General features: G+C 43.0%; 18 protein-coding genes and 1 pseudogene. 12 read left to right on the forward strand and 7 right to left on the reverse strand.

The window, feature by feature from the left end; all coding sequences use genetic code 11:
- The 12 genes and pseudogenes from QZZ43_RS19640 to carA all read left to right on the forward strand — a co-directional run.
- A pseudogene (locus tag QZZ43_RS19640) lies at nt 1-145 on the forward strand (N-acetyl-gamma-glutamyl-phosphate reductase); the annotation flags it as partial.
- A 317-nt stretch (nt 146-462) separates the two neighbouring features.
- Entirely contained in the window at nt 463-1,590 is a 1,128-nt protein-coding gene (locus QZZ43_RS14745) for an aminotransferase class III-fold pyridoxal phosphate-dependent enzyme (RefSeq protein ID WP_291861008.1), read from the forward strand.
- A 12-nt stretch (nt 1,591-1,602) separates the two neighbouring features.
- Nucleotides 1,603-2,214 carry an NUMOD4 domain-containing protein gene (locus QZZ43_RS14750; protein WP_291861010.1) on the forward strand — a complete coding sequence of 204 codons (612 nt, stop codon included), beginning with the start codon at nt 1,603-1,605 and terminating at the stop codon, nt 2,212-2,214.
- Entirely contained in the window at nt 2,211-3,017 is an 807-nt protein-coding gene (gene proC, locus QZZ43_RS14755) for a pyrroline-5-carboxylate reductase (RefSeq protein ID WP_291861012.1), read from the forward strand. The genes QZZ43_RS14750 and proC overlap by 4 nt, the downstream gene beginning before the upstream one ends.
- Nucleotides 3,014-4,117: a glutamate 5-kinase gene (proB, locus tag QZZ43_RS14760; protein WP_291861014.1), complete on the forward strand. Its 1,104-nt coding sequence runs from the start codon at nt 3,014-3,016 to the stop codon at nt 4,115-4,117. The genes proC and proB overlap by 4 nt, the downstream gene beginning before the upstream one ends.
- Before the next feature lie 47 nt (nt 4,118-4,164).
- Complete coding sequence (locus QZZ43_RS14765) at nt 4,165-5,412, forward strand: glutamate-5-semialdehyde dehydrogenase (RefSeq protein WP_291861015.1); 1,248 nt, start codon at nt 4,165-4,167, stop codon at nt 5,410-5,412.
- Nucleotides 5,413-5,580: 168 nt separating this feature from the next.
- Entirely contained in the window at nt 5,581-6,528 is a 948-nt protein-coding gene (locus tag QZZ43_RS14770) for an N-acetylornithine carbamoyltransferase (RefSeq protein ID WP_291861018.1), read from the forward strand.
- Nucleotides 6,529-6,549: 21 nt separating this feature from the next.
- On the forward strand, nt 6,550-7,326 hold the full coding sequence (gene argB / locus QZZ43_RS14775) for an acetylglutamate kinase (protein ID WP_291861021.1): 777 nt from the start codon (nt 6,550-6,552) through the stop codon (nt 7,324-7,326).
- 144 nt (nt 7,327-7,470) lie between these two features.
- The gene (locus tag QZZ43_RS14780; RefSeq protein ID WP_291861023.1) at nt 7,471-8,541 is read left to right on the forward strand and encodes a M20 family metallo-hydrolase; all 1,071 of its coding nucleotides are present in this window, start codon (nt 7,471-7,473) and stop codon (nt 8,539-8,541) included.
- Between the two features lie 238 nt (nt 8,542-8,779).
- Complete coding sequence (argH, locus tag QZZ43_RS14785; RefSeq protein ID WP_291861026.1) at nt 8,780-10,114, forward strand: argininosuccinate lyase; 1,335 nt, start codon at nt 8,780-8,782, stop codon at nt 10,112-10,114.
- Between the two features lie 20 nt (nt 10,115-10,134).
- Nucleotides 10,135-11,478, forward strand: a complete 1,344-nt coding sequence (locus QZZ43_RS14790; RefSeq protein WP_291861029.1) for a citrate synthase — start codon at nt 10,135-10,137, stop codon at nt 11,476-11,478.
- 194 nt (nt 11,479-11,672) lie between these two features.
- Nucleotides 11,673-12,761: a glutamine-hydrolyzing carbamoyl-phosphate synthase small subunit gene (gene carA, locus QZZ43_RS14795; protein WP_291861032.1), complete on the forward strand. Its 1,089-nt coding sequence runs from the start codon at nt 11,673-11,675 to the stop codon at nt 12,759-12,761.
- A gap of 74 nt (nt 12,762-12,835) precedes the next feature.
- Here carA and QZZ43_RS14800 read toward each other — a convergent pair whose 3' ends face one another.
- The 7 genes from QZZ43_RS14800 to QZZ43_RS14830 all read right to left on the reverse strand — a co-directional run bounded on the left by QZZ43_RS14800 (nt 12,836) and on the right by QZZ43_RS14830 (nt 19,113).
- Nucleotides 12,836-12,979 carry a hypothetical protein gene (locus QZZ43_RS14800; RefSeq protein ID WP_291861035.1) on the reverse strand — a complete coding sequence of 48 codons (144 nt, stop codon included), beginning with the start codon at nt 12,977-12,979 and terminating at the stop codon, nt 12,836-12,838.
- A 164-nt stretch (nt 12,980-13,143) separates the two neighbouring features.
- Nucleotides 13,144-14,277, reverse strand: a complete 1,134-nt coding sequence (gene cydB, locus QZZ43_RS14805) for a cytochrome d ubiquinol oxidase subunit II (RefSeq protein ID WP_291861037.1) — start codon at nt 14,275-14,277, stop codon at nt 13,144-13,146.
- Nucleotides 14,270-15,883, reverse strand: coding sequence for a cytochrome ubiquinol oxidase subunit I (locus QZZ43_RS14810; protein ID WP_291861040.1), 1,614 nt, complete (start codon nt 15,881-15,883; stop codon nt 14,270-14,272). The genes cydB and QZZ43_RS14810 overlap by 8 nt, the downstream gene beginning before the upstream one ends.
- A 34-nt stretch (nt 15,884-15,917) precedes the next feature.
- Complete coding sequence (locus tag QZZ43_RS14815; protein ID WP_291861042.1) at nt 15,918-16,130, reverse strand: DUF4492 domain-containing protein; 213 nt, start codon at nt 16,128-16,130, stop codon at nt 15,918-15,920.
- 423 nt (nt 16,131-16,553) lie between these two features.
- Entirely contained in the window at nt 16,554-17,312 is a 759-nt protein-coding gene (locus tag QZZ43_RS14820) for a LytTR family DNA-binding domain-containing protein (protein ID WP_291861045.1), read from the reverse strand.
- A complete protein-coding gene (locus QZZ43_RS14825) occupies nt 17,309-18,382 on the reverse strand; it encodes a sensor histidine kinase (RefSeq protein WP_291861047.1) in 1,074 nt (357 codons plus the stop codon). The genes QZZ43_RS14820 and QZZ43_RS14825 overlap by 4 nt, the downstream gene beginning before the upstream one ends.
- 11 nt (nt 18,383-18,393) lie before the next feature.
- Nucleotides 18,394-19,113, reverse strand: a complete 720-nt coding sequence (locus tag QZZ43_RS14830; RefSeq protein WP_291861050.1) for a LiaF domain-containing protein — start codon at nt 19,111-19,113, stop codon at nt 18,394-18,396.
- Nucleotides 19,114-19,594: the final 481 nt, after the last annotated feature.

A 19,594-nucleotide genomic window follows, 5' to 3' on the forward strand; every position in this document is an offset into this window, starting at 1 on the left:
AAAGAAATATGGCAGTAAGCTTCATATAGTGAGTGTTATAGACAACCTGACCAAAGGAGCTTCCGGGCAGGCTGTTCAGAATATGAATTTAATGTTTGGTTTGGACGAATCGGAGGGGCTACGACTTAAGCCAGTGGCTTTTTGAGATAGATAAGGGTTGTTTTTTACGGTTTAAATTTAGGTGTTCATTTTTTCAATCCCACACCCGAAGATTCGTTTGTCGCTGCACCCAGTTGAGTGCAGCGACATTTCCAAACCAATTATTGCAAGAACTTAAGTATGAGCTATACAAGTTTAGGGAAGTATCGCTTTACTTAGAGTTAACCCCGATTTAGAAAATGTTGGCTTTCACCAATTTTTTCTGTGAAAGCCTTTCATTTTCATAATCGTTGAGCGGCATCGCTTAATCCGGGTAGAAGAAATAAGTGCCGGTATCTCCGGAATCTTTAAGATTTTTCGTTTATGAAACTTTTCGACGTTTATCCGCTGATGGATGTTACTCCGGTATCGGGTAAGGGATGTTATATTACAGATGAGCAGGGGACTGAATATCTGGATTTGTATGGGGGACATGCTGTTATTTCTATCGGGCATTCACATCCTCATTACATTCAGCGTATTGAGAACCAGTTGGAGCAAATTGGGTTTTATTCCAATTCGGTAATGAATCCTCTTCAGCAGGAGTTGGCCCGTAAGCTTGGTAAAATGTCCGGTATGGACGAGTACTCCCTTTTCCTTTGCAACAGCGGGGCCGAAGCCAACGAAAATGCTTTGAAACTGGCCTCTTTTGCTACCGGAAAGAAGCGGGTCATTGCTTTCAATAAGGCTTTTCACGGACGGACGTCGGCGGCTGTTAGTGTGACCGATAACGAAAGAATCCGGGCTAACATAAACAAGGGATCTGAGGCGACCTTTTTGCCCATCAACAACGTTGGGCTGGTTGAAGAAGAACTAAAATCCGGAGATGTGTGTGCGGTTATTATTGAAGGGATTCAGGGCATAGGAGGCGTTCAGATACCGGACGATTTATTTTTGAAGTCGCTGGAGCAGTTATGCAAAAAATATGATTGCAAGCTCATTCTTGATGAAATACAGTCGGGGTATGGGCGTAGCGGAAATTTCTTCGCATTTCAAAAAGCAGATATTAAACCAGATATAGTAACAACAGCCAAAGGAATGGCCAATGGATTCCCCATTGGTGGTGTTTTGATTAGCCCCGATATTGAGGCCAGGCATGGAATGCTTGGCGCAACTTTTGGAGGCAATTATCTTGCTTGTGCGGCCGGTCTTGCTGTGCTGGAGGTAATGGAGTCCGAAATGCTAATCAAAAATGCTGCCGAAACGGGCGATTATCTGTTGACGGAGCTTGGAAAGATGGATGGAATTAAGGAAGTTCGGGGTCGGGGTCTGATGATTGGACTTGAATTCGACACCGAAGTAGCACCGCTTAGAAGAACCCTGATGAAGGAAGAGCATATTTTTACGGGGGTTTCTTCGACCAATATCATCAGACTGTTGCCACCGCTTACCCTGACGGTGGAGCAGGCATCTGTCTTTGTCCGGGCTTTAGGCCGCCTTTTGGCACCCTAAACCCTAATGATTATGGTTGAGTCTTATTGGAATGAAGAATGGAAAGAGATTCCTTTTGAAAAAGGAGCATTGAGAAAACGGTATGCAGTCTCTAATTACGGACGTATTATCAGTTTCTGTGCTGATGACCGAAGTGATGCTGCATTTGTAAAAGGTGGAGTGCTGAAAGGCTACAGGACCTTGCCACTCAGGCCTTTCGGAAGGTCTACTACTTTTTACGTGCACAAGCTTGTTGCTGAGCAATTCATTGATAAAAATGATGATGGTCAGACATTTGTGATTCATTTGGATTACAATAAGTGTAATAACTTTGTGGAAAACTTGCGATGGGCAAATAAAAAGGATATGTTTGATCATCAGCAGGGCAATCCTTCGGTTTTGGAAGGACGAAAAAGAATGAAAGCCCGAAAACCTTGCGAGGGTGCCAAACTTACCGATACACAGGTGATGTTGCTGAAAAAACGCATTTCAGATCCGGGGCGTAAGACTCGTCTTAAAATTATTGCCCGCCAGTTTGGGATCAGCGAAATTCAATTACATCGAATCAAACGCGGCGAAAACTGGGCGCACATTAATATTCAGGAGAAGTCGATTATTGGAGAAAATAAAATTTATCCGGAATGATCAAAAAAATTGCAATTATAGGTGGCGGAAATCTTGGTACTGCCATTGCCAGAGGGCTGGTGAGCTCCGTTAAGCCTTTTGATGGCGAGATTGTGGTAACTCGCCGTAGGGTGCATCTGATTAAGTCTTTGGAGGAATTCGGGATTGTTGTGGGCCAGGATAACGTGGGGGCTGTGAAAAATGCAGACCTTGTTATTTTGGCAGTGAAACCTTTCCAGCTGGAGGATATCCTGGCAGAAATTGAACCTGCCTTGTCGGATAAAGCTTTGCTGATCTCTTTGGCTGCAGGTGTTGATGCCCGCCAGATTTCCGATATGGCATCCGGCAGAAAATCCATTTTCCGGGTGATGCCCAATACGGCCATCTCCATCGGAGAATCCATGACTTGCGTCTCTTCTTATGAAGCAACAGAAGAGCAGGAGGCTGTTATTAGGGATTTGTTTGAACCCACAGGGATTGTTCAGTTTATTCCGGAGGAGCTCATGGCTTCTGCAACGGTGCTTGCCGCGTGTGGAATTGCTTTTGCGCTAAGGTTTATTCGTGCAGCTACTCAGGGTGGGGTCGAGATTGGATTTGGCTCTGATTTGGCCCTTAAAATTGCCTCTCAAACAGTGAAAGGCGCCGCAGAGCTGATCATCAGAGGAGAAACTCATCCCGAAGCGGAGATTGATAAAGTGACCACTCCGAGAGGGATAACCATCTCCGGATTGAACGAGATGGAGCACCAGGGCTTTAGCTCTGCTCTCATCAAAGGGTTAATTACTTCATTCGAGAAAATTGAAAACGGAAGTAAAAAGAAGTGACAAAATCAGATTTGTATTATAGGTCTATTACCATTAAAGTCGGGTCGAACGTGCTTACCCGCCCGGATGGAACGCTGGATTTGAAGAGGATTGAACATCTGACTTCGCAAATTGCGCAATTGCATGAACTGGGATTAGCTGTTATTCTGGTTTCCAGTGGTGCTGTGGCTGCCGGTCGAAGTATGGTGGTCAATAAAATCGCCAAAGACCCTGTGTCCGAAAGGCAGCTCTTATCCTCGGTTGGACAGGTGAAATTGGTCAATATCTATTCTGAATTGTTTGCCGCAAATGGTCTGATCTGCTCACAGGTTCTGGTGACTAAGCAGGATTTTGGCACTCGGGAGCATTATCTGAATATGAAGAACTGTCTTTCGGTCTTGCTCGAAAACAACATTGTGCCGATAATAAATGAGAATGATGCTGTGTCGGTTACTGCTTTAATGTTTACCGATAATGATGAGTTGGCCGGAATGGTTTCTTCTATGATGAGTACCGACGCACTTTTCATTTTGAGCAATGTGGATGGTATTTTTACCGGAATGCCCGGAGAACCAGGCTCGGTACTGGTTCCTTTAATAAATGAGGATGAAAACGATTTGGAAAAATATATTTCTACCACCAGAAGCAATTTTGGAAGGGGAGGAATGCTGACAAAATGCCGGGTTGCCCGAAAAACGGCGGACTCGGGTGTGGCGGTACACATTGCCAATGGAATGCGCGACAATATTATTCTCGACCTTGCCCGAACACCGGCAGAGGTTGCACATACTCGTTTTGAGCCCAATAGTCCAAAACCCGCCATTAAAAAGTGGATGGCGTATGCCGAGGGGTTTGCGAAAGCGGAAGTGGAAGTGAATGAAGGTGCCAGGTTAGCTCTGACCGGAACGAAAGCAAGAAGTTTATTGCTGGCCGGAGTGACTTCTTTTTCCGGGGACTTTCAAAAAGGGGACCTGTTGAGAATTCGCGACCCCAAAGGAGTTCTTATCGGAATCGGAAGAGCTCAGTACGAAAAATCAATTGCCCTTCGACATCTGAAGGATAGCAGATATCGGCCACTGGTTCATTACGATTATCTGTTTATCTATCCCGATGTTCACTGAACCGCCAATGAGGTTTTATTGATTGAAATATAAGTAAAAGACTGGATATGACCAACCTGGAACAGTTTAAAAAAGCAAAAGAGGCAGCATGTATTATGGTGCGTCTGAATGATGATTTTATCCGGACTATTTTATTGGATCTTGCGGACAATATGGTGGCAAAAATCGCATTGTTATTGAGCGCCAATAAAAAGGATTTGGAGCGGATGAAAGAGTCCGATCCGCGTTACGACAGATTAAAACTTACCGCAGAACGCATCGAGGGTATTGCTTCTGATATGCGCGATGTAGCCAATATGAACTCTCCCTTGGGCGAGGTGCTTACCGAACGCTCCATGCCATCAGGTCTTAATCTGAAAAAGGTGACTGTTCCCATCGGAGTGGTTGGGGTAATCTATGAAGCTCGTCCCAATGTTACGTTCGACGTATTTGCCCTGTGCTTTAAGTCGGGTAATGTATCGGTGTTGAAGGGCGGACAGGATGCATGGCATTCCAATCTGGCCGCAGTGGGGATCATTCGTGAATGTCTGGCGTCACACTCTGTATCCTCAGAGGTGATTCAGTTGCTTCCACCTGATCGGGAAGCTGCCCGGGATCTGATGCAGGCCGATGGCTATGTGGATATGCTGATACCACGCGGCTCTCAGGGGCTGATTAATTCGGTTCGTGAGGGATCCAAGATACCGGTTATTGAGACGGGAGCCGGAATTGTACACACTTATGTGGATGCTTCGGCCGATCTGGAAAAATCCAAGAAAGTGGTTTACAATGCTAAAACTCGGAGGCCCAGTGTTTGTAATGCATTGGATTGCCTGGTGATTCATGTTGATCGATTAAATGATTTACATGAGTTGGTTGCCGCTATGGCTATGAAAAATGTTGCTATCGAAGCCGATGAAAGGGCCTATAAGGTTCTGACGTCGCATTATCCTGAAAGCCTTTTAGAAAAAGCAGATGGGGAATCTTTTGGAACCGAGTTTCTGGATTTTCGGATGGCTGTTAAAGTAGTTGATAGCTTTGATGAAGCCTTAAAACACATTGCGAAGTATAGCTCCAGACACAGCGAAGCCATAATGGCCGAGGATGCCGGGGTGGTCGCACGCTTCTTTAATGAAGTGGATGCCGCTGCTGTGTATGCGAACACTTCTACCGCATTCACCGATGGGGCTCAGTTTGGTCTGGGTGCCGAAATAGGCATCAGTACTCAGAAATTGCATGCCCGTGGCCCGATGGGACTCAGAGAACTGACCAGCTATAAATGGCTGATTGAGAGTGACGGGATTGCTCGTCCCTGATCCGCCATTGTTTCGAAGTCGGACTGGACATTGGAAACCGGAAAGGTAGAACAGGTTGTATAATCTCAAATCTTCTAACCTTCTTTTGGTTCCCCGTTGGGCTGATTTTGAGGCTTTTTCCTTTATCCTTTAATCTTCAAATAATTAGCACTTTTATATCAAAAAACTATGCAAAGATTTCTTACTCCTTCAGATATCGGCGATTTAAAGCAGGCACTAAAAGAAGCTGCCGAAGTAAAGAAAAACCCGTTTGCACATCAGCATCTGGGAAAGAATAAAACGATTGTATTGATATTTTTCAATTCAAGTTTGCGTACCCGTCTGAGTACCCAGAAAGCCGCCACAAATCTCGGCATGAATGTAATTGTGCTGGATATCAACAAGGACGGATGGCAACTGGAAACCGAGTTTGGTGTGGTGATGGATGGTGACAAACCTGAGCATATCCGTGAGGCGGTTCCCGTTATCGGGCAGTATTGCGATATCATCGGGGTGAGGTCTTTTGCCAGGTTTGAAAACAAAGAGGAAGATTACAGTGAAAGACTGCTCAATCAGTTTATTGAGCTTTCCGGACGGCCGGTTATCAGTATGGAGTCGGCTACGCGTCATCCGTTGCAGGCTTTCGCGGATTTGTTTACCATTGAAGAATACCGCTCCGCTCAACGTCCTAAAGTGGTGCTGACCTGGGCCCCACACCCTAAAGCTCTACCACAGGCTGTGCCTAACTCTTTTGTGGAGTGGATGAAAGAGGCTGATGTGGATTTAACGGTTACCCATCCAAAGGGATATGAACTGGCTCCGGAATTTATGGAAGGGGTTAATGTCGAGTACGATCAGAGGAAAGCTTTTGAAGGAGCCGATTTTATCTATGCCAAAAGTTGGGCGAGTTTTTCAGAATACGGAAAGGTCCTTTCGAAAGATCGCAGCTGGACTGTCGATGAAGAGAAAATGGCCCTGACCAATGATGCTAAGTTTATGCACTGCCTGCCAGTCAGACGAAATATGGTGGTTAGCGATGCAGTTATTGAAAGTTCGAACTCTATTGTTGTTCAGGAAGCCGCCAACCGCGTGGTTTCTGCCCAGACAGTTTTAAAAAGAATGCTTGAATCGCTTTAATTGCAGTAAAACCAGGGGATAATGGATCAACAACTCACAATAGTAAAAGTAGGAGGAAGAGTATTAGAAAATCCGGAAACACTCCATGATTTTCTGGAGGATTTCTCCGCATTGCCGAATCCTAAAATATTGGTTCATGGCGGCGGTCGCTCTGCCACCACGATGGCAAGTCGTTTGGGTATCGAAACCAAAATGGTGGAGGGCAGGCGAATCACCGATGAGGACATGCTCGAGGTGGTTGTAATGGTATATGGTGGTTTGGTTAACAAAACAGTTGTTGCCGGTTTGCAGGCGATGGAAATCAATGCAATGGGCATTACTGGGGCTGATTTGAATCTGATAAAGGCCCATAAACGGGTCGGAGCCGACGTGGATTACGGTTTTGTGGGTGATGTGGATGAGGTAAATGTCACTTCTCTTATTCCCTTGATTAGGCAGGGAATCGTTCCGGTTGTTGCCCCCTTGACGCACGATGGTCAGGGCCGTTTATTGAATACCAATGCCGACACAATTGCTTCTTCTCTGGCAGTTGAATTTTCTAAGATTTTGGATACCAGTCTGATGTTTTGCTTTGAAAAACCTGGTGTTTTAATTAACCCTGATGATGACAGCTCTGTGATTCCGTTTTTGAACCGGGAGCTTTTTGATATGTATCGGGACGAAGGTATTATTTCAGAAGGAATGGTTCCCAAACTGGAGAATGGATTTAATTCGCTGGCTAACGGTGTGGTCGAAGTGATAATTACCAATACTGAAGGTTTGTCTGTGCCAGGAAGCGGCACTACCCTTGGCGTGTAAGGTTTTTTCTAAACAAATTAAGTTTTCTTTTAGCGAACTTTAATCATAAGCCTTTTGGAATGTGCCATTTATCTGATTTCGTTAGTTCCTTGGGTAGGTCAATGATTGGAATCTCCACTGCTCATTAACTACTAATTTACAACTATGACTTTACATCCTTATACTGCAGATGCAATTCAATTGCTAAAACAAATGATTGCTATCCGTTCGTTTAGCGGGGAAGAGAAGGATGTTGCCGATTTGTTTGAGCAGTTTTTAAAATCCAAAGGGCTGAATCCCGAACGGAAAGGGCATAATTTATGGGTGAAATCACAAAACTTTTCTCCCGATAAGCCTACTATACTTCTCAATTCGCACCTGGATACTGTAAAGCCTTCATCGGCCTGGACTTACGACCCTTTTTGTCCTACCGAAAAGGACGATTGCATTTTTGGACTTGGCAGTAACGATGCCGGAGCTTCTGTCGTTTCACTGCTGGCTGTTTTTCGAAGACTGAATGAAACTCTTCAGAATTACAATTTTATTTTTTCCGCCACCGCCGAAGAAGAAGTCTCGGGGGATGGGGGTGTGGCTTCGATTTTAGGTGATTTGGGACGCATTGACCTTGGAATTGTTGGCGAGCCCACCCAAATGCAGATGGCAGTGGCAGAGAAGGGCCTGATGGTTATCGATGGTGAGGTGAAGGGCAGGAGTGGTCACGCAGCCCGGGAAGAGGGTATTAACGCCATTTATGAAGCGCTGCCGGTATTGGATTGGTTTCGTACTTTTCAATTCTCTGAGAAATCAGAGTTTCTGGGCCCTGTTAAAATGACAGTGACAGGAATTCAGGCTGGTTTACAGCACAACGTGGTTCCTGATGTTTGTAAATTCATGGTCGATGTCAGAGTCAATGAATTTTACCGCAATGAGGAACTTTTTCAATTGATTCAGCAGAAAGTTCCGGGTGATTTAAAAGCGCGTTCCTTTCGGTTAAACAGTTCATTCATCCCTGTTGGTCATCCACTGGTTCTTCGTGGTGAGCAACTGAAACTTTCCAAGTACGGTTCTCCAACAACATCCGACCAGGCTCGAATGCCTTTTACTACGATTAAAATCGGGCCCGGGGATTCGGCACGTTCGCATACAGTTGATGAATTTATAGGTAAAAGGGAGATCGTGGAAGGTATCGATATTTACTTCAGGTTACTGAATGGATTGAATATTCATTCAATTTAAAATGATTAAAAATAAGCTGATTTGGTTGTTTGTTTGGACTTCTGATAGGTGAATTTTAAAAAATTCTCTTATTTTTGTGACGGTTTCAACTTTTTGGCAACAAATTGGGTTAAAACTGTAAGTGTATTTATTTTTAGCAAAAATGAATATTATGCATTTTTGAGCTCTGACGGGGATCAACTAAACTTTTTCACTACAATTTTTTGGGGTTTAATTTCTTGCAAATGCGATTGAGTTTATGAAGCTTTGGGATAAGGGTACGGATACTGATAAAAAAATAGAATCTTTCACCATAGGTAAAGACCGTGAGCTGGATTTGTTTCTGGCGCCTTTCGATATTATGGGGACTATGGCTCATTCAATAATGCTGGGTGAAGTAGGTCTTCTTGAAAAGGAGGATGTAAAGGTGTTGATGCCTGAATTAAAGCGGTTGTATAAAAATGCATTGGACGGTGATTTCGTTATCGAAGAAGGTGTTGAAGATGTGCACTCACAGGTGGAGATGCAGCTTACACGTAAGCTCGGTGACGTAGGAAAGAAGGTTCACAGCGGACGCTCCAGAAACGATCAGGTGTTGTTGGATCTTAAACTTTTTGCACGTGACGGGATTATGAAAGTCACCAGTGCTGTTGAAGATTTATTCAGCGTTTTGCAGCAACGCAGTGAGGTTCACAAGAACGACCTATTGCCCGGTTATACACATCTTCAGGTGGCTATGCCATCTTCATTCGGGCTGTGGTTTGGAGCTTATGCCGAAAGCCTGGTTGACGATCTGTACTTTTTACAGGCTGCCTGGCGTATTGTCAATCAGAATCCACTTGGGGCAGCTGCTGGGTATGGCAATTCATTTCCGCTGGACCGAAGTTTGACAACCCGTTTGCTCGGCTTTGACGATTTGAGTTACAATGTGGTTTATGCCCAGATGGGGCGAGGCAAAATGGAACGTTCCGTAGCTATGGCTTTGTCGTCTATCGCTTCTACCCTTTCACGCCTGGCCATGGATGCTTGTTTGTACATGAGCCAGAATTTTGGTTTTTTGAAACTTCCAGATGCCTTTACCACCGGATCCAGTATCATGCCCCACAAAAAAAATCCCGATGTTTTTGAGCTGTTACGTGCGCGTTGTAACAAGTTGATTGATGTACCCAATCAGATAGCTTTGATTATCGGTAATCTGCCATCCGGATATTTCAGGGACATGCAGGTTACCAAAGAGGTATTCATTCCAGCGTTTGAGGATATTCTTAGCTGTATCGACCTGATGACCACCGCTGTATCCAAAATGGAAATTTCAAAAAATATTATGGATGACGAACGCTATAAATTTGCGTTTAGTGTGGAAGAAGTGAATCGGCGGGTTCTGGCCGGGATGACTTTCAGGGATGCCTACAAACAAGTGGGGATGGAAATTGAAAAGGGTGAGTTTTCACCCGATACCGCAAATGTGCACCACACACATGAGGGGAGTATAGGCAATTTGTGTAATGAACAAATAAAGAAAAAAATGAAAAATGCGATTGCTCTGTTCGATTTTGACCGTGTGCAGAATTCTGTAAATAAATTAGTTACTTGATTAACCTAAAAACTAATAATATGACCTTTTTGAATGAATTTGCAAAAGCCTCTGTTCAGTCATGCGAGATTGACAAGGAATTGTATTTGAAATACAATGTGAAGAGAGGATTGAGAAATGCTGATTTCTCAGGTGTTCTGGTTGGACTTACCAACATTGGCGATGTGGTGGGATACAACAAAGATGAACAGGGAAATATCATCCCCGCCGAGGGTGAACTTTTTTATCGTGGCATTGAACTAAAAGATCTTTGCAGAGGATTTCAGGAGGATAAGCGGCATGGTTTTGAGGAGGCCGCATACTTGCTGTTGTCGGGGAATTTACCCGACAAGGAACAATTGAGTGTATTTACCAAACAATTGGCGGAAGAACGGTCACTGCCCGATTTTTTCTCTAAAAACATGATTCTTTCCCTGCGCGGTCGATGTGTCATGAATATGCTGGCACGCTCAGTTCTCGGACTATATACCGCCGATGATGAGGCAGAGAATTATTCGCCTGAGAATCTGTTGAAGCAATCCATGAGTCTGATTGCCAAATTTCCCGTTATTGTAGCCTATGCCTACTTTGGGATGAGGCACTCTTATCAGCAGAAATCGCTCGTTATTCGCCATCCCCAACCGGAGTTAAGTGCTGCCGAAAATTTCCTTTATATGCTTAAAGGGAAAAAGTATACCAAGCTTGAAGCGGACTTGCTCGACTTGTCGCTTGTGCTGCATGCCGAACATGGCGGAGGTAACAACTCTTCTTTTACAACGCGCGTGGTGAGCTCGGCCCAAACCGATACTTATTCTGCCATTTCAGCTGCATTGGGTTCTCTTAAGGGTGGATTACATGGTGGAGCCAATCTTAAAGTGATTAATATGATGGACAACATCAAACAAAATGTTAAGAACTGGGAGGATGAAAAAGAAGTGGCTGCTTATTTGGGAAAAATTCTGATGAAAGAAGCTAACGACCGAACAGGTAAAATTTATGGTATTGGTCATGCTATATATACCCTTTCCGATCCGCGGGCCATTCTCCTTAAAGAAAAGGCCGGGGAACTGGCCAACGAGAAAAATCGTTTGAAGGAGTTCAACCTTTATGCAATGATTGAACGCCTGGCTCCGGAGGTGTTTTACAAATTTAAAGGCTCCAGTTCAAAAACAGTTAGCGCAAACGTGGACTTCTATTCCGGTTTTGTTTATCAGTGTCTGGAAATTCCTGAAGAGATTTATACACCCATCTTTGCTGTTGCAAGAATTGCCGGCTGGTGCGCGCATCGCATCGAGGAGGTCACCTGCTCAAGCCGTCGTATCATCCGTCCTGCCTATAAGGCGGTTTATCCCAGGCTTCAATATACACCTTTGAAAACAAGATAATTGAATAAAAAATACATATATTCTGCATGATTGTAATAGATATTCATGAATTATTGTTTTTGATGTAACCTAATGCAAAATATTTGCTAATTTTGTAACCTGATAAATCCTGCGAAATGCATTTACCCTTATTTTGTGGTAAATGCATTTTTTGCGGGAGTATGAGCATCGGACTTTTAAAGAAGAATTTAAGTATGCCTGAATTTATGCCGATTAAACTGGTTCTGGAAGACGGAACTGTTTTTAAAGGAAAATCATTTGGATATCACAAAGCTGTTGCCGGAGAGGTGGTGTTCAATACTGCAATGACGGGGTATCCGGAGAGCCTTACGGATCCTTCCTATGAGGGGCAGATATTGGTTTCTACTTATCCACTGGTGGGGAATTACGGAGTGCCTAAAGATGATAAGGAAAATGGGATTTCAAAGTTTTATGAGTCGGACCAAATTCATGTTTCCGGGTTTGTAATTTCCGATTATTCAACCGATTATAGTCATTGGAACGCTCAGGGAAGTTTGGGAGACTGGTTGAAGCAAAATGAGATTCCCGGAATTTTCGGAATTGATACCCGGGCCCTTACCAAAATGCTGCGCGAAAAGGGGACAATGCTCGGCAAAATTGAAACCGATGAGGAGCAGATTGATTTTTATGACCCCAATAAAGAAAATCTGGTGGCCAAAGTGAGTACCAAAGAGAAGATTACCTACGGAAACGGGAAACACAAGATTGTATTGGTTGACACGGGAGGTAAGTACAACATTATTCGTTGTCTGCTGAAGCGCGACACTACAATTACCCTGGTGCCTTGGGATTATGATTTTAATAATGATGATTTTGATGGTATTATGCTGGCCAATGGTCCTGGAGATCCACAAATGTGCGAAACTACCATTCAAAATATTAGTAAGGCTTTGAAAGGAAATAAACCGATTTTTGGTATTTGTCTGGGGAATCAGCTGATGGGAACCGCAGCCGGAGGTTCCACTCACAAACTAAAATACGGACACAGGGCCCATAATCATCCGGTTATTAAAGTAGGTACTGGTACCTGCTATATTACCAGTCAGAATCATGGTTTTGTTTTGGATACCGATTCGCTGAGTAATGAATGGGAGCCACTTTTTGTGAACATAAACGATGAAACCAATGAGGGAATCAGGCATAAAACAAAGCCTTTCTTTTCCACTCAGTTTCACCCCGAAGCTTCCAGCGGCCCAACTGACACTGAATTTCTTTTTGATGACTTTGTGGACTTGATTAAGAAATCCAAAGGTGATAAATAGCAACATATTGAATGATATGAAAAAGGGCTTCACAATTGCGTGAGGCCCTTTTTCGTATTTGGTATTGAATCATTTTAACCTTTCACAGCGCCTTCTGCTTCAGTTTTTTCTTTCCATTTTTTGTCGAAATATTTAATGGCATATACCGATGCGAAATAACCTGCCGCAACTGTTGCCAACCATGATAAATACATCAAAATAGCTGCAAAATAACTCATAGGTTTCTGTTTTTTTGGATTTCAATAGTGTCGTGTCATTGCAAACTGAGTGAAGTAATCTTCAGTTTTTAACCGAACACCAATAGTCTATAATACAAAATTAAAAGTTTCGTCAAACTTCTAACCGCTATAAATAAAGCGACAAATTAACAATAAGCCCCACTTTAATAAAAGTGTGCTTCTCCGGAAGTCATTTCATCCTTGTCTATTTTCTTTTTATCAATGGCTCTCCAGGTATACCAGATATATGCAGCCACAAAAGGAACCATCAATGATACATAACTCATCACGGTTAGAGTAAAGTGGCTTGACGAGGCTTTTATAATGGTTAGTGAACTTTGGAGGTCAACGTTTGAGGGATAAAAAGCAGTGTTATTAAAACCCGCCAGCAGAAACAGGGAAAAGACAGTCAGAAAGCTCCCGGCCCCGGTAAACCAGATGCCTGAATTGCTCTTTTTAAATAGGCTGATGAAAATGCCATAGAGAACCAAAGCAATTGCTGTTAAAAATAGAACCAGAACCACCGGCATTTGAATCAAATTCAGGAAATATTTATTGTCTTGCATGAATATTTCTCCTGTTTCGGGCATCACTGCATATCCTTCATTGAGCATCAGCCAGATGATGAAAGTAAGGAAGAATACTAAAAAAGGAACGGTGTTGTACCAAAGATGCTTCCGGATTCTTTTGTCAATGGTTTCGTCCTCGATTGAATTGAGGAAATAGAGCAGGCCTAAAGTGCGTGCTAGAAAAAACACAGCGATTCCCAATGATAGATTCTGAACATTAAGGAGCAGTTCAAGCCCTCTGAATGCCGAGTGCCAGCGCATTTCGTTCATGTCGGTAAGCGAGAATTGCGAACCGGTAAAGAAACTGGCTACCACAACGCCCAACAGGAAGGTTCCTATCAGTCCGTTGATAAACAGAAAGGTCTCGTAGGTACGTGGCCCAAATACATTGCCCGGTTGTGAACGGAATTGGTAAGATACAGCCTGAATAATGAATGCAAATAGTAATATCATCCAGGCCCAGTAAGCTCCACCGAAACTGGTACTGTAAAAAAGCGGGAAGGAGGCGAAGAAAGCACCTCCGAAAACGACCAATGTGGTAAAGGTAAATTCCCACTTTCTTCCGAGTGAGTTGATTAGCAGGGTGCGTTCGTCCTTATCTTTACCAATCTGATATATCAATGTTTGCCCTCCCTGTACAAACATCAGGAATACAAGGGCGCCACCCAGTACGGAAATGATTATCCACCAATATTGCTGTAGTGCTAAATGTGAAAGTGATTCAAACATTATTTGGGTCCTCCTTTTTTTTAGGTCCTACCTTAATTTGTTTTACCATTATTCTTACCTCGGCAATAAAAAGACCGATGAAGATGACGGCAAACAGGAAGAATGTGGTCATTACCGACACTACATCTATTTGAGTTACCGCTTTCATGGTGGGCATCAGATCCTGAATAACCCAGGGCTGACGTCCCACTTCGGCAACAATCCAACCCGATTGTTGTGCAATGTAAGCCAATGGAATAGTCCAGACACCGGCCCACAGCAACCATTTTTTATTGTGAAGCTGGTTGCGCATTACCAGAAAGAGGAAAACGGCAAAAATTACCAGAAACAGTCCTCCAAGCATTACCATGATGTGGAAAGCATAAAAAGTCATCGAAATAGGTGGAACCATGGTAAAGGCATTCTTCTCTATTTGTATCGGATCGGGATCGTAAAAACTGCCATATCCAAAATACTGTACATTGTTTTCGATGAAAGCCGGATCCCGGAATTTTGCCTTGAGGGCTTCTGCTTTTTCTCCGTTGGGTTCTTCTTTTTGTGCGGCCTTAAGTGCCCGGAGTGATTGCTGGGCTTCATATCCACGGATGATTTTCTCTTTGTAGGAGAGTATGCCCTGTTCCTTATTTCCCATGATGAGGTCTTTCATTCCGGCTACATAGCTGTCCGGATCTCCATAGGCCAGCCACGACAGCATGGATGGGATTTCTATCTTAAACAGAAAGTCTGACTGGCTGTCTGCATTCATGTTTTTGTAGTTTTCCTCTCCCCCCAGAATTCCGAAGGCAACGAGTGGAGCATTGTTTTGTCCTTCGTAAAGTGCTTCCATGGCGGCAAATTTCATGGGCTGGGTCTTCACGATCTCTTTTGCCGAACTGTCTCCTGTTCCGATAAGGACAAAGGAACTGATGAGTCCGAATACGGATGCAATAACAATGCTTCGCTTGGCAAGTAAGTGCTCCCGGTTTTTGATGAGGTACCAGCTACTGACCCCAATGACGAAGATGGCAGCAAAAACAAAGCCTGAGGTAATGGTGTGTACAAACTTGTTGACGGCGGTTTCGGAAAGAAATACATCCCAGAAACTGGTCATTTCGTTGCGGGCCGTTTCGGGATTGAAGAAAGTGCCTACCGGGTTCTGCATCCAGGCATTGGCCACCAGAATCCAGACAGCGCTAAGACTGGCACCGATTGCTGTTAGCCAGGTGGCTGTCAGGTGAAAGCGTTTGCTGACTTTGTCCCATCCGAAAAACATCACAGCAATAAAGGTGCTTTCAAGAAAGAAAGCCATGATTCCTTCAATGGCCAGTGGAGCTCCGAAAATATCGCCCACAAACCAGGAATAATTGCTCCAGTTGGTGCCAAACTCAAACTCCAGGATGATTCCGGTGGCAACCCCAATGGCAAAATTTATTCCAAATAGCTTCATCCAGAATTTCGTGATACGCTTCCATTCCGGATCACCTGTTTTTACGTACATGGTTTCCATGTAGGCCAGAATGTAGGCCAGACCCAAAGTCAGGGGCACAAAAAGCCAGTGAAACATGGCTGTTAGTGCAAACTGCCCTCGTGACCAGTTGACAAGGGTGAAATCAATGTTCTCAAGCATTTTTTTTGGTTTTATCGTTAAGCTGTTTGATTTTTTATGGGGTGGTAATGTTTTCGATCACATGGCGGGCCCGATCTTCGTCCGATTCAAAATTGTTTTGTAACTGATTGGGAAAAAAGAATAACCGCAAAACAACAAACATAACAAAGAGCTTTATGAGGATAATGGCCCATAATGCCCTTGCCCAGGGTGGCATGTTTTGAAACCCCGTCACGTAAAAGTTGACTATTTTTCTGAGTTTTTCCATACTTGAAAATTCAAGATAGTGAAAAATAAAACTTATTTTCCAAATTTGTGAGTCTTCTTAACTATTTTTATTCAGTATGCGTAATGCAGTGAAAGTATCTTCCCGTTGTCTTTTTTTTCTAAGCTTGTTGTTTCTGGTAAAATGACTAATGGTTTGAAATAATTTCTGCTAAAATAAACAAATATTTAGGAACCAGAATACCTAAAAATGAATTTAGCCGATATTCTTGTTTTATGCCAAATATTGGTTGTTATCTATGTCGCAATATCGGTTTTTGTATGGTTGGATTTGGATATTAGCTGGTGAGTGGATAGGCTAACCATCTGAGGAATAAATGAGTAATTTCATCTCTATGAAGGAGGAATTCCGGGCAAGTATCCTCCATGTCACCCCATGCTTTTTGCTCTATGCGAGTACTCCTCCTTAAAAATTAAGGGTTTCCTTTAGTTTTCGGTAGCCTGTTCTGCTGATTTTTAGTCGTTGACCTTCATTCATGATGGCCACATAAGTGTCTTTGTCATAGGGCTCCAGCCTCTCTACGAAGGTTACATTGACAAGATAAGAGCGATGAATCCTAACAAACTGGGCTGGATTTAGGTGGGTTTCATAAAACTTCATTGTCTGAGCTTTAAGATGCCTTGAATGGTCGGCATAGATCATGACATAATCTTCGCTGGCTTCTATGTAGCGGATTTTTCCTACGGGGATGACATGCATTTTGTTCCCGGTTTTCACAACCACTCTTTCAAGTAATGACAGAGTTTCATCAGAGTGGGCTTCAACCAGCTTTTTTGTATCTGTTTTTTCTCCTTTTCTGAGTTGTTCCATGACTTTTTCCATGGCCTGATTGAAGCGTGATTGTGAATAAGGCTTGAGCAGGTAATCGACAGCGCTCATTTCAAAAGCTTTTAGAGCATACTGGTCATAGGCGGTGGAGAACACCACAACCGGGGCATCGTCTAAAACTTCCAATAGTTCCAGCCCCGAAACTTTAGGCATCTGAACATCCAGAAAGATAAGGTCAGGGTTTTGTTCCTGGATGGCTTTAATGGCCTCAAACCCATTGCTGCATTCGCCCACTATTTCAATGGAGGGGTGGTGAGACAGAAAAGAACGAACAACAGCTCTGGCCGGAGGCTCGTCATCTATTATGAGAGCGGTAAAGTTTGATTGTTGTGTCATTTTTTTGGAGGTTTTGGGATGCTTATTTTAATTTCAAAAGTATTGTTTTCTCTTTTAATAGTCATTAGGTCAGTGCGATTGTAGAAAAGGAGAAGCTTGTTTTGGATGTTTTCCAGGCCAACACCTTCACCTTTAACGGGTGTACTATCAGGGTCGAAATTATTGGATACCGAAATCTCCAATTTGTTGTGACTTGCTTTGCAATGGGTTTTTATGAATACCGGCTCAATGCTTTCGTACAATCCGTGCTTGATGGCATTTTCATAAAGTGGTTGAAGCAACATTGCCGGAACAGGCATTTCAGCGCAATCTGGCTGGATACTAAAATCGCAATTCAGTCGATCTCCAAATCTTACTTTCTCAATTTCGAGATAGCGCTGAATGTTTTTAATCTCTTCTTTGAGAGGAAGTAATGTCTCTTCCTTCTTTTTTAGTGAGTATCTTAGAAAGTCCGAAAGCAGGGTCAGCATCTCTCTTGCTCCTTCGGGATCGGAAATGGTAAGTGAACTGATGGAGTTCAGACTGTTGAATAGAAAATGAGGATTAAGCTGGGCTTTTAGTGCTTTAAGTTCAGCTTCTTTTAACATCTTCTTGAGTTGTTCCTCTCTGGTGTTTTTTTCTTCCAGATGTTTGTAGAAACTGATGAAGTGATACATGGAAATGAGGAGGACAATCAGCAATCCTCCAAAGGCTGCTCTCATGGGAAGGCTTGCCCGGGCGAAATCGATGTAATCAGTACTCTGAATTAATAATTGAGAAGTAATAAAGAAGGAAGCACCCAGCCAGATGGTCACGGTTACCAGTCCGGTGGCAATATTATGGAAAGCATGGTAGATAAAGGATTTTTTAGTGAAATCACTCGGGGCACAGTCTTCGGGATAGGCAAGAGGAAAATAAAGGGCGACCGACAAAATCATGAAAACCCCATTGTAAATGAAGGCATCAACGGCTGCCTGATTAAAAGGGAGGTATTCGTAAAAAAGAAAAAGGGTGTGCCCCAAAAAAAGCGTTATCCAGCCGGCCATAAAGCCATAAAACAATCTTTTTTGGGCCAGTACGGGATGTAACATAAATTTTGTGGTTAGAAGTTGGTGATTTCGCCGCCTCCAAAAATGGTCATTCCTGTTATGGTAAGTGTGTTTTTGGAAGGGCCATTGTTGTTCAGGTAAACTCTTTTGTCTGCAAATCCACCCAGAATACTTGTCACTTCAATTTTAACATTCCAGTCACGTGGAACCACCATCTTGCTACCTCCGAAAATGTTTACGAGCTCAATGACGGCGCCGTCTGGCGATAGTTTGCAGTTATTGAAATAAAGTTCGCTGCCCCCGAAAATGGAAGTAATCTCGCCACCCGAGAAGTTTTCCGACTCTACCCGTTTGATGTTTCCGCTGAAAATGGCTACTTCGTCAATCATATCTTCAGGATGTCCTTTGATTTTGCGGGGTGTGGCCACGGACTTATTTTTTTTATGACTATTAATGAAAAGCAGACCGGCAAGAATTAGAAGGATTGGCCAGTAATTTTTTAATTCTTCAGACCTGAAGGAGGGGAGAATGTCGGGTAAAGCAAAAAAGGCCCATATAGAAGTAAATATTAATACGGGAATATATTTCTTTTTGAACAGGTTGATGATGGCAATGATTAGAAAAATAGTGGGCCATCTGAAAATTACGTCCCAAACGGGTTGAGGGATGAATCCCAGATTACCGGCGAGTAAAACGATACCGATGATGATAAGACCGGCTCCTGCAAGCGAATGACTGCGGCTTGTGTTTTCTGTTTCAAGTTTTGGTTCCATAATGGAATGATTTGATTAGCAGATTATTTTTTTATAGATTTTTCTTATGTTCTTCTGATCTGCGATAGTCCGTTAAGTTTATTATAAGAAGCTATCAGATATCTGTATATGCTCAAAAGTCAATGGGATTAAAACAAAAGTATTAATCCCGAAGCTTTGGGATTCGATTTGTCTAACCTCTAAACTTTTTAAAGCTAACGGTAATTGGGGTTTAAACTTCAAACCAAAAGTAATATCATTTTTAATGATATAAGAGGGTTAATCGGTAAAAGGGTGATTAAATCCTGTGAGTTGCGATTTTTTTACGGTGGAGCTCCTGGTAGGATTAAAAAAGACTGTTGCTTTTACACGGGTATCGAAACATCTCTTCTTTGTTAAATTCTTCACACACTTTATTAAAAAAGAATAACAAAAAAGGAGTAATTGTTACATTTCACTGTAAAAAATTTGAAAAGCGTAATTAAAATCGTAATTTTGCTTT

This window comes from Marinilabilia sp. (assembly GCF_016278715.1).
Taxonomy (GTDB): domain Bacteria; phylum Bacteroidota; class Bacteroidia; order Bacteroidales; family Marinilabiliaceae; genus Marinilabilia.